Raw genomic sequence first — 13771 nt, 5'->3', positions numbered from 1 at the left:
CACCATGAAACTGATCACTTTCGACGAGGGCCGGGTCGGGCGGCTCGACGGCGACGACGTCATCGAGCTGGACGTCCCGTCCACCCGCGCGTACTTCGAGCGCGACGGGAAGGTCGGCGAGACCGGCGAGCGGCTGAAGCTGCCGGACGTGCGGCTGCGCGCCCCGATCACGCCGAAGAAGTTCTTCCACACCGCCGGCAACTTCGCCGACCACCACGAGGAGCTGCAGGCCGTCAACTGGTCGCACCCGGTGCACAAGGGCATCGTGTTCTTCCAGAACGTCGACGCGATCATCGGCCCGGACGACCCGATCGTCTACCCCGAGCACCTCACCAAGGAGCTGGACTACGAGCTGGAGCTGGCCGTCATCATCGGCAAGCCCGGCAAGTTCTTCGGCCCTGACGAGGCGCTGGAGCACATCGCCGGGTTCACCGTCTTCAACGACATCACCGCGCGCGACATCCAGCGCCGCGAGATGGAGTCGGGCGTGTTCTCCTTCAGCAAGGCGATCGACACGTTCTGCCCGATCGGCCCGTGGATCGTCACCGCCGACGAGATCGACGACATGCAGAACCTGGCGATGCAGCTGCGGGTGAACGGCGACGTCCGGCAGACCGGGCACACCAAGCAGATGCGCGTGTCGATCCCGCACCTGGTGGCCTACCACTCGCCGCAGATCTTCAGCGCCGGGGACATCATCACCACCGGCACCGTCTCGGGCGTCGCGGCCGTGCAGCCGAACCCGTTCGACTTCTACCTGCGTCCCGGTGACGTCGTCGAGGCCGAGATCGAGGGCGTCGGGACGCTGCGCAACCACGTCGTGTCCTGGCAGGACGCGCACGGCGAGCCGGCCCCGGAAAGGGTCGACTGGTGAGGATCGCCAACCTCAAGGGCCGCCTGGTCGTGGTCGTCGACGGCGACCGGGCCGTGGACGTCGCGGAGGCGAGCGGCGGGCGCTTCGCCGCCGACCCGCAGGCCGTCTTCGCCGAGTGGGACGCGTTCCGCGACTGGGCCGCCGGGCTCGACGCCGCGCAGGGCGCGCCGTTCGCGGTCGAGGACCTCGGGGCGCCCGTCCCGCGCCCGGCACAGGTGTTCGCGATCGGGATCAACTACGCCGAGCACGCCGCCGAAGCCGGATACCCGCCGGACTCGGCACCGGTGACGTTCACGAAGTTCCCGAGCTGCCTCGCCGGGCCCGTTTGCGACGTCGAGCTGCCGTCCGACACCGTCGACTGGGAGGTCGAGGCCGTCGTCGCGATCTCCCGGGAGGCGTACCGGGTGCGGCGCGAGGACGCCTGGGACCACGTCGCCGGCATCACCCTCGGCCAGGACCTGTCCGAGCGGACCGCGCAGCTCGCGGGCGCGAAACCGCAGTTCAGCCTGGCCAAGTCGCACGCGAACTTCGGGCCCACCGGACCCTGGCTGGTCACCCCCGACGCGTTCGCCGACCCCGGCGACCTGGCGATCTCGTGCCGCCTCGCGGGCGAGACGGTGCAGAGCGCGCGCACCTCGTCGATGATCTACGACATCCCGGAGCTGGTCGTCCGGCTGTCGCGGGTCTGCCGGCTGTTCCCCGGCGACCTGGTCTTCACCGGGACGCCGCCGGGCGTCGGCAACGCGCGCACCCCGAAGCGATTCGTCCGGCCGGGCGAGGTCCTGGTCAGCGAACTGGAAGGGGTCGGGAGCATCACGCAGCGGTTCGTCGCGGCGGGCGGCGCGTCGTGACCGTCCGGGTGCTGGAGGGCGTCGAGTACGCGGTGGAGGTCGGGTACCGGCCGCTTGAGCTCGACCTCTACCTGCCTTCCGCGGACGGCGCGCCGGTCGTGCTGTTCGTGCACGGCGGCGGCTGGCAGCGCGGGACGCGCCGCGAGTTCGGGGGCGAGTTCGCCGGCTGGCGGCCGTCCCCGCTCGAGCGGATCGCCGAGGCCGGGTTCGCCGTCGCGTCCGTGGGCTACCGGCTGTCGCGCGAGGCCCCGCATCCGGCGCAGCTCCACGACGTGCGGGCGGCGGTCGGATGGCTGCGCGAGCACGGCGGCGAGCACGGGTTCGACGGGTCGCGGATCGTGGCGTGGGGCCAGTCGGCCGGGGCGCACCTGGCCGCGCTCGCCGCCCTCACCGGCCCGGGGATCGCGGCCGTCGTCGGCTGGTACGGGGTGTACGACCTGTCCGCGATGCCGGACCCGGACGACCCGGAGACGCGGGAGTCGCGGCTGCTCGGCGCGCCCGTCGCGAGCGTCCCGGACCTCGCCGCCGAGGCCGGCCCGATCAACCACGTCCACGCGGGCGCGCCTCCGTTCCAGCTCTGGCACGGGACGGCGGACGGGCTGGTGCCGATGGCGCAGAGCGAGCGGATGGCGGAGGCGCTGCGCGCGGCGGGCGTACCGGTGGAGTTCCGGCCGGTGGAGGGCGCCGACCACAGCTGGCGGAACGCGCCGGACGTCGCCGCCGTGTTCGCGGCGTCGCTCGACTTCACCCGTGGCGTATGGACGTGAGGAGTGTTGCGATGGACGAGATCGTCTTCACCGGCGGATCGGTGTTCGACGGGACCGGCCGGGAGCCGTTCCCCGGCGAGGTCGTCGTGCGCGGCGACCGGATCGCCGCCGTCCGTCCGGGCCGCTCCCCCGCCCCGGAGGGCGCCACCGTCGTCGACTGCGCGGGCGCGACCGTCATGCCCGGCCTGGTCGAGGGGCACGCCCACCTGACGTTCCCGTCCGCCGTCGGCCACCTCGAACCCGGCTTCAATCCGCCGGTGGACGTCTCGTTCTTCGGAAACCCGCCCACCGCCGAGGAGCACCTCGCGCTCGCCGAGCGCAACGCCCGGATCCTCCTCGACGCGGGCTTCACCAGCGCCTATTCGGCCGGGTCGCTGACGCCGGGCAACGTGGAGGTCCAGCTCCGCGACCGGATCGCGGCGGGCGGGACGCCGGGGCCGCGGCTGCGCGCCGCGAGCTTCGAGCGCGACAACAACCCCGTCCGGCACGGCGCCGAGAACACCACCCCGACCGGCGTCGCGCGCTTCATCGCCGAGCAGGCCGCGCTCGGGTTCGACTCGGTGAAGCTGCTGCTCAGCAACGACGACGTGTTCGTCCCCGGCGGCTCGATGCAGACCCAGTACACCGCCGAGCAGGCCGCGGCGGCGGGCGCGGCGGCGCGGGCGGCGGGCGTGTGGCTGAACTGCCACGCGCAGAACCCCGAGTCGATCAAGCTGGCCGTCCGCAACGGGTTCCGGTCGGTGTACCACTGCTCGTACGCCGACGAGGAGGCCCTCGACCTGCTCGAAGAGCACAAGGACGAGCTCTTCGCCGCGCCGGCCGTCGGGATCATGTGGGCGAACGTCCACGAGGCGGAGGAGTTCGGCATCGACCGGGCGATGGCCGAGCGCATGGGGTCGGTCGCGCAGCTGGAGGCGCAGACCGCGCTGTACCCGGAGATGCGCAGGCGCGGCATCCGCGTCCTGCCCGGCGGCGACTACGGCTTCCCGCAGACGCCGATCGGCCGCAACGCCCGCGACCTGCAGCTCTTCGTCGACCTGTTCGGCTACACCCCGTCCGAGGCCCTCGTCGCCGCCACCAGGTGGGGCGGCGAGGTCATGGGCATGGCCGACGAGCTGGGCGTCCTCGCCCCCGGCTACCTAGCCGACCTCCTGGTCGTCCAGGGCGACCCGACCGACGACATCGCCCTCCTCCAGGACTCCGCCAACCTCACCGCGATCATGCAGGCCGGCCACTTCCACAAGCCCCCGACGCGTTGAGTTGCGGCGAGTCGTCGCTATCCGCGCTCGGATGACGACGACTCGCCGCAAGTGAACGGTCAGGCGACTGGGCGGCGAGCGCGTCGGGTGCGGCGGCCGCGTCCGCCAGGAGAAGGCCCTGGTCGACGAGGACGCCCGCGCCGCGATGACCAAGGACGACCACCGGCGGGCGTTCGCCGCCTTCGCCGGCGCCGTGCTGGCCGACTTCGACCGGTACCTGGCCCGCGACGACGCCGACCCGCCCCGCGAGGGCGTCCTGTACCGGCAGGGCGCGGTCTACGTCACCGAGGACGAGTTCGCCGAGCTCGTCGACGAGCTCGAGGCCGTCGTCGCCCGCCGCACCCGCACCGAGCCGGGCGACGGGCGCGTCCGGCACATCATCGGCCTCGTCCTCGTCCCCGACAAGACCGGCGGCACCGGGGACGGGACCTGAACGAGGGTCAGCGGCCGCCGAGCAGCATCGTGATCTCGGCGCTCGTCCGCAGGACCTGCGGCCGGATCTCCGCCAGCAGCCGTTCCGTCGAGACCTCGGTGGCGGGCACCGCCACGTTCACCGCCGCGACCACCGCGCCGGACGCGTCCCGGACGGGCCCCGCCACCGACCGCAGCCCGTACGCCAGCTCCTCGTCCTGCACCGCCCAGCCCCGCTCGCGGGCCTCCGCCAGCGCGGGGCGCAGCTCGGCCGGCGAGGCCAGGGCGTTCGGGCCCGCCGTCCCGGCGAACGAGTCGCCGGTGAGCGCGCGGTCCAGGGCGTCGCCGTCCAGGTAGGCGAGCAGCAGCTTGCCCATCGACGTCCGGACGGCCGGGAGCCGCGAGCCCACCTGGATGTTCGCCGTCACCAGGTCGTTGTTGCGCAGCCTGACCAGGTACAGCACGTGGTCGCCGGACAGCACGCCGAGGTTCGCCGTCTGCCCCGTCGCCTCGACGAGCCGGCGCAGCGGCCCCTCGGCGAGCTGCACGAGGTCGAGGCTGCGCAGCGCGGAGAAGCCGAGCGTGAGCACCTTCGGCGCGGGCCGGTACGCGCCGTCCGGGAGCTGCTCGAGGAACCCCTCGGCGGCGAGCGTGGCCGCCATCCGGAACGCGGTCGGCATCGGCAGGCCCGTCTCGGCGACGATGTCGGTCAGCTTCATCGACGGGCGCTGCTCGGAGAACAGCCCGAGGATGCGCAGCCCCTTCGCGAGCGCCTCGACGTGGTAGGCGCCCTTCGGGCGGGTCGCTCCGCCGGCCCGGCGGGGCGTCGTCTGGTCACGCGGCGGCACTGCGACCTGCTTTCTGCGCGCTGGCACTGCCGCATCATCGTAGTCAGGGCACCGACGGCAGGCAGGACGCGAGGAGTTCGCGGCAGGAGGCGAGGGCGCACAGCAGCAGGCCGAACGCCTGGTAGCCGGGCAGCGAGCCGCCCTGCGGCGGCGGGGCGAGGGCGCGCTGCGCGGTGAAGAACAGCTGGTCGGGGACCAGCGGCGCCCAGTGCACGCGGTCGAGGTCGTCGGGGTCGGCGCCGCCCGGCGGCCGTCCGATATAGGCGGGGTTGCGGGCGATGTCGTGCACGACCGTCCACGACCAGCGGGGGCCGCCGCGCGGCGCCGGCACGCCCCGCGACTCCAGCTCGCGCAGGATCCCCGCGATCGCCTGCCCCTGCGCCGCGCGGCTGATGATCTCGCGGACGACGCTCGCCTGCGGCTCGACGGGGAGCTGGGTCACGTAGTTGCCCTGCGCGTCGTCGATGCGGCGGTACCCGTACGGGACGGCATTGCGTCGCGGCACTCCCGGTCTCCTCCCCCTGCCGAATCCATTGCATTATGCAATAGTTTGCCGTCAGCGGGGCGCCGGACCGGGACGCAGCGGGGTCGTCGAGACGTGGCCGCCGCCGCAGACGACGCCCTGGTTCCAGGCGACGGCGAGGTGCGCGCGCTCGTCCGGCGGGGTGATCCAGACGAGGCCGGGCGTGGGCGCGCAGGCGCCGTGCGCGGGCTCGCGCTCCCCCGGGACGACCGTCCATTGCAGGCGCGCGTAGGCGCTGCCGCCCGGCCTGAGCAGGACGGTCTGCGGGCCGGGCGGGGAGAGCCGCTCGAGGTTCGTCTTGATCGGGTGGTCGGACGCCGTGAGCAGCAGCATCCCGACATAGCCGCGGACGTGGCAGGCCGCCCCCGAGGTGTTCGTCAGCGTGAGGAACGCGAACCGCTGCCCGGCCGCCGGTCCGGCCGTGCTGATGCGGACCTTCAGCCCGTCCGTGCGGCACCGGTCCGAAGCCTTGGACGGCCCGGACGTCCCCGGCGGCGCGGACGCCGTGGGTGCCGTGGGTTCGGGCGGCGGGGGCGACGGTGACGGCGGCGGTGCGGCGGTCGCCGTCCTGGACGGGGTCGGCGAAGCGCCCGAGCCTCCGCCCCCGCACGCGCACAGCGCGGCGGCGGCAACGGCGAAGGTCACTGCGTGCGCCGGCCTGACGCTCCTTCGCACACGCCCTCCTCACGTCGGGATGTGCCCTGTATGCCCGGTGCCGAACTCACCCATGATGGCCCGGCGCCGGCCGCTGGGGCCCCGCCGCGAGGAAAGCCTCGCCCTGAAGCAAGGCCGCGCCGCGCGGTGCCGTCAGCGCGACGTGAGCGGCTGGTCCGACGGCGACGCCGACGTGCTCACGTCGAACTGGAGGCCGCCGGGCCCCGCGGACACCTGCACGTGCCGGCCCTGCGCGAGGTCCCCGGACAGCAGCAGGTCCGACAGCTGGTCGTCCACCTCCCGCTGGATGGTGCGGCGCAGCGGGCGCGCGCCGAACTCCGGCTGGTGGCCGCGCTCGGCGATCCGGTCGACCGCCTCCGGCGTGAACGACACGGTGACGCCCTGCGCGCGCAGCCGGCGGCGCGTCTCGTCCAGCAGCAGGTCGGTGATCTGCCGGAGCTGGCCCGCCTCCAGCCGCTGGAACACGATGATCTCGTCGATCCGGTTGAGGAACTCGGGGCGGAACGACTCGCGCAGCCGCCGCATGATCCGGTCGCGCAGCGCGGTGTCCTCGCCCTCCCGGCCGCCGAACCCGATCTCGGTCCGGCCGGTGATCAGGTCGGAGCCGAGGTTGCTCGTCATGATCACCACGGTGTTGCGGAAGTCGACGGTGCGGCCCTGCGCGTCGGTGAGCCGGCCGTCGTCGAGCAGCTGCAGCAGCACGTTGAACACGTCCTGGTGCGCCTTCTCGATCTCGTCCAGCAGGATCACCGAGTACGGCTGGCGCCGCACCGCGTCGGTGAGCTGCCCGGCCTCCTCGTAGCCGACGTATCCGGGCGGCGCGCCCATCAGCCGGCTGACGGTGTGCCGCTCCTGGAACTCGCTCATGTCGAACCGGATCATCCGGTCCCGGCTGCCGAACAGCGCCTCGGCGAGGGCCTTCGCCAGCTCCGTCTTGCCGACGCCGGTCGGGCCGAGGAACAGGAACCCCCCGATCGGCCGGTCCGGGTCGCCCATCCCCGCGCGGGACCGCCGGACGGCCCGCGCGACCGCCGCGACCGCGTCCTCCTGCCCGATGACGCGCTCGTGCAGGTGCTCCTCCAGGCGCGACAGCCGCTCCCGCTCCGCCTGCGTCAGCTGCGTCACCGGGACGCCGGAGATCCGCGACACGACCTCCGCGATGTCCTCGGTCGTCACCTCCGGCACGCCGACCGGCTCGTGGTCGTCGCGCATCCCGGCGAGGTCGGTCCGCAGCCGGTCGATCTCGTCGCGCAGCTCCTTGGCCTTCTCGTAGTCCTCGTCGGCGACGGCCTGGTCCTTCTCCCGGCGCCGCCGGTCGAGCCGGTCCTCCAGCTCGCGGCGCCCGCCGTCGCGCGTCCCGGACCGCAGCCGCACCCGCGCGCCCGCCTGGTCGATCAGGTCGATCGCCTTGTCCGGCAGGAACCGGTCCGTCAGGTACCGGCTGGACAGGTCGACGGCCGCGACCAGCGACTCGTCGGTGTAGCGGACCTGGTGGTGCGCCTCGTACCGGTCCCGCAGGCCGCGCAGGATCTCGATGCTGTCGTCGGGCGACGGCTCCGGCACCATGATCGGCTGGAAGCGGCGCTCCAGCGCGGCGTCCTTCTCGATGTTGCGGCGGTACTCGTCCACCGTCGTCGCGCCGACCACGTGCAGCTCGCCGCGCGCCAGCGCCGGCTTCAGCATGTTCCCGGCGGTCATCGCGCCCTCGGCGCCGCCGGCGCCGACGAGGGTGTGGATCTCGTCGATGAACACCACCAGCTCGTCGGCGTGCTCGCGGATCTCGTCGACGACCTTCTTCAGCCGCTCCTCGAAGTCGCCCCGGTACCGGGTGCCCGCGACGACACCGGACAGGTCGAGCTGGACGATCCGCTTGTTCCGCAGCGTCTCGGGGATGTCGTCGTCCACGATCCGCTGCGCGAGGCCCTCCGCGATCGCGGTCTTCCCGACGCCCGGGTCGCCGATCAGCACCGGGTTGTTCTTGGTCCGCCGGGACAGGACCTCGACGGTCTCCTCGATCTCCTCGTCCCGGCCGATCACCGGGTCGATCCGGCCCTCCCGGGCCAGCGCCGTCAGGTCGCGGCCGAACTCGTCCAGCGTCGGGGTGCCGGACGGGCCCTCGCCGCCGCCGTTCGCGGGCGGCTGCCCGCCGCCGCCCGCCGCCGACTTCAGCGAGTCCGGCGTGACGTGCGCCGCGTCCAGGATGCGGCCCGCGCTCGACCCGCGGTCCAGCGCCAGCGCGAACAGCAGATGCTCCGGGCCGATGTAGGACGACCCGAGCGCGCGCGACACCTGGTGCGAGTCCAGCAGCGCGCGCTTGGCGGCGGGCGTCAGCTCGGGCTGGACGTCGCGCGGCTCGCCCCGGTACGCGTGGTTCTCGATCTCGTGCTGGATCGCGTCCGGGTCGGCGCCCGCGCGCTCCAGCCAGTGCCGGGTGCCCTGCTGCCGCGTCGCCGCCCACAGCAGATGATCGGCGTCGAGGTCGCGGCTGCCCCACTGCGCCGCCTGCGTCGCCGCGTCCCGGACGAGCTCGCGCGCGGGCTCGCTCATCAGCCGGGCGAGGTTGATCCGCTCGGTCGGCCGTCGATGCGGGCGCGTCCCGAAGAACCGGGCGAGCATCTCCTCGAACGGGTCCATCCCGCCGGATCCGTACCACGCCGTCATGAAGAGCCTCCCGTCCCGTGCTTGGTCCCACGATGGCGACGAGTGGACCGTGCCCGCGCGCATCCGCCGGAAACCCCAGGTGAGAGGCTACGGAAGGCGGGAGCCGGGGTGGATGAGGTTGACCGAAAGGAGCAGCTCGCGGTCGCCGAGAACCTCCTCCGGAGCGCCCTCCGCGACGATCCGGTGCTCCTCGGAGAACACCACGCAGCGGTCGGCGATGCGCGGCAGGACGTCCAGGTCGTGCGTCGCGTGCACGATCGTCTTCCCGGCGGCGCCGAGCTGCTCGATCAGGTCGGTGAGCCAGTACTGCGAGCGCGGGTCGAGCGCCGCGGTCGGCTCGTCGAACAGCAGCACCTCGGGGTTCGTGGCCAGCACCGACGCGATCGCGACGCGCTTCTTCTGCCCGCCGGACAGCTGGAACGGCGCCCGGTCCGCCAGCGCCGCGATGTCCAGCATCGCGAGCACCTCGTCGACCCGCGCGGACGCCTCGTCCGGGGTGAGGCCGAGCTGCAGCGGGCCGAACGCGATCTCCTCCCGGACGTTCGGGGAGAACACCTGCGCGTCGGAGTTCTGGAACACGAACCCGACCCGGGACCGGAACGCCCGCGAGAACTGCTCGTCCTCCAGCGTGTCCTCGGTGACCGGCTGCCCGAACGCGGTGAACTCCCCCGCGCTCGGGAAGACCAGCCCGTCCAGCAGCTTCAGCAGCGTCGACTTGCCGCAGCCGTTGGCGCCGAGCAGCGCGACGCGCTCCCCGGGCCGGACCGTCAGCGACACCCCGTCCAGCGCCGGATACCGGTCGAGGTAGGAGTAGGAGACGTCCCGGCACTCGAACGTGACGTCCGTGCCGAGGGTCTGCGCCGCCGCTTCAGCTTCCAAGGAGACGATCTCCGATGAGAATCGCCGCGGCGAGCGCGGCGCAGCAGAGGGCGGCGGCGATGTCGCGGCCGGTCAGCCGGAACGACTGGAGGGTCTTGGCGTCGCCGCGGTAGCCGCGCGCCGTCATCGCCTGGTGCACCTCTTCCGACAGCTGGTTCGCCTTGCCGAACAGCGCGCCGCCGCTGGCGCCGAGGAAGGCGCGGGCGCCGCCGTCGTGCCTGGCCGCCCCGATGGTACGGGACGTCCGCGCCTGGTACATGTCGGTGACGGTGTTGAGCAGCAGGAAGATGTACCGGTACGCCATCCCGATGATCAGGATGAAGATCCGCGGGACGCCGACCGAGCGCAGCGCCGCCAGCAGCCGCACCCACGGCGTCGTCAGGGTCAGCAGCACCACCAGCGAGATCGACACCGCGACCCGGCTGACGATCAGGCCCGCCGACGTCAGGCCCTGGCTCGTGAACCCCTCCGCGCGGCCGTGCCAGTGCCACAGGGTCAGCACCACGTCCCCGTGCGTCACGACGGACAGCGTCGCGGGCAGCACCATGATCCCGGTGAAGATCGGCACGAACAGCCAGACCCGCTTGACGAAGAACCCGACCGGCAGCCGCGACGCGGCGGCCAGCGCCAGCGTCACCGCGTAGACGGCGACGAGCGTCGGGATGTTGCGGGCCAGCCCGGCCGCGACCAGCAGCACGATGACCGCCAGGAACTTCACCCGCGGGTCGATCCGCTGGAGCAGGCCGTCCTGCCGCGCCGTGTCGTCGCTGAACATCACCTGGCGCAGCAGCCCGGCGCCGCCGTTCAGCGTCTTGCGCAGGTAGCTGCCCTTCTTCCGCTTGCCGACGCACCCGCACGGACACATCCCCAGCTCGGGCTGCAGCAGCCACTGCGGCACCTGAACCCGCTCCGAAACGGCCTGCTCGCTCATGACCGTTCCCCCCGAGGGGGGACGACCCCCCACACCCCCCGGTTCGCCCCGCTCATGACCGTGCCTCGCCCGGCACGGTCTCATGGGACGCACCGCGCCGCGCGGCGGCCCAGCGGACCGCCGCCGTGATCAGGAAGATCGCGGCGCCGACGATCGCGATGCCGACGACGGCGGAGACGATGTAGCCGATCGTCGGGTGCGCGTCCGAGGTGAAGTCGTAGCCGTCGAACAGCGCGTGGTGCCAGAAGCCGTTGTACTTGTTCAGCCCGCTCGGCACCGCCGACAGCCCGTACTTGTGCAGGTCGAGGTCCTCGGGGGCGTCCTCGCCGAACGCGCCGCCGGGCGCGAGCAGCCCGAGCGGGGTGAGGACGGCCATGACCGCGACGGCGCCGAGCGCGACGTGCAGCGGCCGGACGCGGCGCGTTCCCGCCGGCGTGTCACCGGACGACGCCCCGCCGGACGCGGTGACGCCGGCGTGGTTGACGCGCAGCAGCGGGACGTTGGCGCGCTGCAGGTACGCCACGACGCCGCCGGTCAGGATGGCTTCGGCGATGCCCGCGATGGTCAGGTGCGCCAGCATCATCGCGGGGATCGTCTGGTCCAGGTGGTACGGCGCGTACAGCGGCGCGCCGGCGGAGTTGTGGAACAGGTCGGGCTGGACGCCGAACTCGATCGCCGCCGCGAACGCCGCCGCGTTGATCCCGGCGTATCCGCCGACGGCCGCGGCGAGGGCGCGGCGCGGGGCGGTCAACTCGGACCGTCCGGCTACCAGCTTGTACACCCCGTAGCCGACGAACGGCGCGAGGACGGCCATGTTCGCGCAGTTGAAGCCGAACGCCAGGACGCCGCCGTCGCCGAACAGCAGGGCCTGGAAGCCCAGCGCCACGCTGACCGCCAGCACCGCCGCCCATGGCCCCAGCAGGATCGCGACGATGGTGGCGCCGATGGCGTGCGCGGTGGTGCCGTCCGGGATGGGGATGTTGAACATCATCACCAGGAAGCTGACGGCGGCCAGCACGGCCAGCGTCGGCACGTGCCGGTTGCGGACCACCCGCTGCACGCGGCGGACCGCGACCGCCCAGGCCGGCACGGCGATGGCGTAGCCCACCGCGCAGGTCTGCGGGCTGAGGTACCCGTCCGGAATGTGCATGCCCACCCACTCACACTCAACGACGCACAGAAGCCGCAGTTGCGAGCTTCTCGCAATAAGTTAGTCGAACTCGGGACGGCGGACCACAGCCGCCCCCGCAGGTAAGGCCACTACGACTCTCCGGCCACGCCTGCACCCGGGCCCGCAGGTTTGTCACCGTTGGCCATAGCCGGGACCGGCGGGCCGGATTACCGTCGCGGTAGACCGAATCCGAAACGATCGCTATTCGATTCGACGTCGCATGCCCGACCGTCCCACCCCCCGGGAGCCCCCATGCGCCGCAGGCCCGCCGCCCTCGCGCTCGTCACCGCCCTCGCCCTCGGCCTCACCGCCGCCCCCGCGCTCGCCGCGCCCGGCCCGCCCGGCCCGCCGGTCTCGCCGCCCGCCGCGTCCGCCCTCGAAGCGGCGGACCTGCCGAACTTCGACCCGCTCACCCCGTCCGCGCACCCGGTCGAGCTGACCAGCGACCCCCGCGACCTCGACAAGGTCACCTACACCTACAACGGCCGGACGCACACGGTGCGGGACTACCTGAACCGCGCCGCGCAGGGCTTCCTCGTGCTGGACGGCACCCGGATCCTCGACGAGTGGTACGCGCCCGGCTACTCGAAGGACTCGCTGTTCCAGTCCTGGTCGATGGCCAAGTCCTACACCGCCGACGCGATCGGCGTCGCCCTCGCCGAGGGCAAGATCCGCTCCATCGACGACACCGCCGGCGAATACGTCCCCGAACTCGCGAACACCGCCTACGGGGCCGTGACGATCCGCAACCTGCTCCGCATGGCGTCCGGGATCGGGTGGAACGAGACCGTCGACGACGTCCCGCTGCACGTCGGCGTCAGCCTCGGCCTCTACAGCACGCTCCAGTTCGCCGCGACCCGCACCAAGGCCGTCGAGCAGGGCACCCAGTTCAACTACACCAGCCTCAACACGGCCGTGCTCGCCCTCGTCCTGCAGCGCGCCACCGGCATGCCGTACTACCGGTACATGCAGGAGAAGATCTGGAGCCCAGGCGGCATGGCCGGCACCGCCTACGTCGGCAACGACTCGCACGGCGACGCCCTCGGCTACTGCTGCATCTACGCCACCGACCGCGACTTCGCCCGCATGGGCAAGCTCATGCTGGACGGCGGGCGCGGCGTCGTCCCCGCGTCCTGGGTGGCGCGGGTGGGCGCGCCGTCCGGGGTCAGCCCGTCCTACGGCCTCGGCTGGTGGGTCGACGGCACCGACGGCTACTACGCCAGCGGCCTCGGCGGCCAGCTCATCTATGTCTCGACGAAGTACCGCGTCGTGATCGTCAAGAGCACGTTCCTCAACCCGGACGAGGGCGAGACCCTGCCCGCCTTCCGCGCCGTCGCCGCCGAGGTCGCCCGCACCCGCTGAGCGCGGTCACTCCTCCATGTGCGGGTTGACGAACACGTCCTTGATCTCCGCGGCCGTCAGGTCCGTGCGCCCGGTGAGGTCGTTGCGCGGATCGGCGAACCGGAACCGGTACCCGCCGGGAGGCAGATGCCCGATCTCCCACCAGTTCCCGTCGAGGTCCTTGAGGTAGAACGAGTACACGCCGTGCTGCCGCACCGGCTTGTTCAGCTCCTTGACGCCGTACTCGTCCGCGACCTCGCTGATGGCCCGGTACGCCTCGTCGACCTCCTCATCGCTGCCCACGTCCAGGCCATTGTGATAAAGCAGCGGCATATCCGGCCGATCCGGTTTCGATTCGACGCACACATACGTGTGGTCGCCACCGAGACGGATATAGAGCGCCGCCTTCATCGGCTGGACGACCTCCAGCCCGAGGACCTCCTCGTAGAACCGCCGGCTGGCCGCGACATCGGTGATCTTGAGCGTTCCGTGGGACAGGAACCGCGTCTTCACCGCGGGTTCCTTCGTCGACCGCTGGGTGATCCCGGGCATGGACGTCTCCATTCACCATCGACGGGCG

General features: G+C 72.6%; 14 protein-coding genes. 6 read left to right on the top strand and 8 right to left on the bottom strand.

The genetic code is table 11. The features are described from left to right. Positions 1 to 4: 4 nt before the first annotated feature. The 5 genes from F8568_RS33370 to F8568_RS33350 all read left to right on the top strand — a co-directional run bounded on the left by F8568_RS33370 (position 5) and on the right by F8568_RS33350 (position 4184). Positions 5 to 874, top strand: a complete 870-nt coding sequence (locus tag F8568_RS33370; RefSeq protein ID WP_151597672.1) for a fumarylacetoacetate hydrolase family protein — start codon at positions 5 to 7, stop codon at positions 872 to 874. Then, positions 871 to 1725 (top strand): fumarylacetoacetate hydrolase family protein, encoded by an 855-nt coding sequence (locus tag F8568_RS33365; RefSeq protein WP_151597671.1) that lies wholly within the window; start codon positions 871 to 873, stop codon positions 1723 to 1725. The genes F8568_RS33370 and F8568_RS33365 overlap by 4 nt, the downstream gene beginning before the upstream one ends. Beyond that, entirely contained in the window at positions 1722 to 2492 is a 771-nt protein-coding gene (locus F8568_RS33360; RefSeq protein WP_202125644.1) for an alpha/beta hydrolase fold domain-containing protein, read from the top strand. Before F8568_RS33365 ends, F8568_RS33360 begins: the two co-directional genes overlap by 4 nt. An 11-nt stretch (positions 2493 to 2503) precedes the next feature. Continuing rightward, positions 2504 to 3751 carry an amidohydrolase family protein gene (locus tag F8568_RS33355; protein WP_151597670.1) on the top strand — a complete coding sequence of 416 codons (1248 nt, stop codon included), beginning with the start codon at positions 2504 to 2506 and terminating at the stop codon, positions 3749 to 3751. 145 nt (positions 3752 to 3896) lie between these two features. Then, positions 3897 to 4184, top strand: a complete 288-nt coding sequence (locus F8568_RS33350) for a hypothetical protein (RefSeq protein WP_202125643.1) — start codon at positions 3897 to 3899, stop codon at positions 4182 to 4184. A 7-nt stretch (positions 4185 to 4191) separates the two neighbouring features. On the opposite strand, the gene F8568_RS50725 is transcribed toward F8568_RS33350, so the two are convergent. The 7 genes from F8568_RS50725 to cbiM all read right to left on the bottom strand — a co-directional run bounded on the left by F8568_RS50725 (position 4192) and on the right by cbiM (position 11829). Beyond that, positions 4192 to 5037 (bottom strand): IclR family transcriptional regulator, encoded by an 846-nt coding sequence (locus tag F8568_RS50725; RefSeq protein WP_202125642.1) that lies wholly within the window; start codon positions 5035 to 5037, stop codon positions 4192 to 4194. A 16-nt stretch (positions 5038 to 5053) separates the two neighbouring features. Continuing rightward, positions 5054 to 5515, bottom strand: coding sequence for a recombinase family protein (locus tag F8568_RS33340; RefSeq protein WP_151597669.1), 462 nt, complete (start codon positions 5513 to 5515; stop codon positions 5054 to 5056). A 51-nt stretch (positions 5516 to 5566) separates the two neighbouring features. Next, positions 5567 to 6178, bottom strand: coding sequence for a DUF4232 domain-containing protein (locus F8568_RS33335; protein WP_160573859.1), 612 nt, complete (start codon positions 6176 to 6178; stop codon positions 5567 to 5569). A 162-nt stretch (positions 6179 to 6340) separates the two neighbouring features. Then, positions 6341 to 8869, bottom strand: a complete 2529-nt coding sequence (locus F8568_RS33330) for an ATP-dependent Clp protease ATP-binding subunit (protein ID WP_151597667.1) — start codon at positions 8867 to 8869, stop codon at positions 6341 to 6343. A gap of 87 nt (positions 8870 to 8956) precedes the next feature. After that, on the bottom strand, positions 8957 to 9748 hold the full coding sequence (locus tag F8568_RS33325; RefSeq protein WP_202125641.1) for an energy-coupling factor ABC transporter ATP-binding protein: 792 nt from the start codon (positions 9746 to 9748) through the stop codon (positions 8957 to 8959). Then, positions 9738 to 10679, bottom strand: coding sequence for a cobalt ECF transporter T component CbiQ (cbiQ, locus tag F8568_RS33320; protein WP_151597665.1), 942 nt, complete (start codon positions 10677 to 10679; stop codon positions 9738 to 9740). Before cbiQ ends, F8568_RS33325 begins: the two co-directional genes overlap by 11 nt. A gap of 52 nt (positions 10680 to 10731) precedes the next feature. Next, the gene (gene cbiM, locus F8568_RS33315; RefSeq protein WP_151597700.1) at positions 10732 to 11829 is read right to left on the bottom strand and encodes a cobalt transporter CbiM; all 1098 of its coding nucleotides are present in this window, start codon (positions 11827 to 11829) and stop codon (positions 10732 to 10734) included. A gap of 273 nt (positions 11830 to 12102) precedes the next feature. Between cbiM and F8568_RS33310 the strand changes: the two genes are divergently transcribed. Further along, positions 12103 to 13212 (top strand): serine hydrolase domain-containing protein, encoded by a 1110-nt coding sequence (locus F8568_RS33310; protein ID WP_151597664.1) that lies wholly within the window; start codon positions 12103 to 12105, stop codon positions 13210 to 13212. Positions 13213 to 13218: 6 nt separating this feature from the next. Here F8568_RS33310 and F8568_RS33305 read toward each other — a convergent pair whose 3' ends face one another. Continuing rightward, positions 13219 to 13743, bottom strand: coding sequence for a VOC family protein (locus F8568_RS33305; RefSeq protein WP_160573858.1), 525 nt, complete (start codon positions 13741 to 13743; stop codon positions 13219 to 13221). Positions 13744 to 13771 lie beyond the last annotated feature (28 nt).

The organism is Actinomadura physcomitrii (genome assembly GCF_008923205.2).
Taxonomy (GTDB): domain Bacteria; phylum Actinomycetota; class Actinomycetes; order Streptosporangiales; family Streptosporangiaceae; genus Spirillospora; species Spirillospora physcomitrii.
The sequence above is the reverse complement of the archived record's forward strand: the minus strand, read 5'-3'. Positions and strand labels throughout refer to the sequence as shown.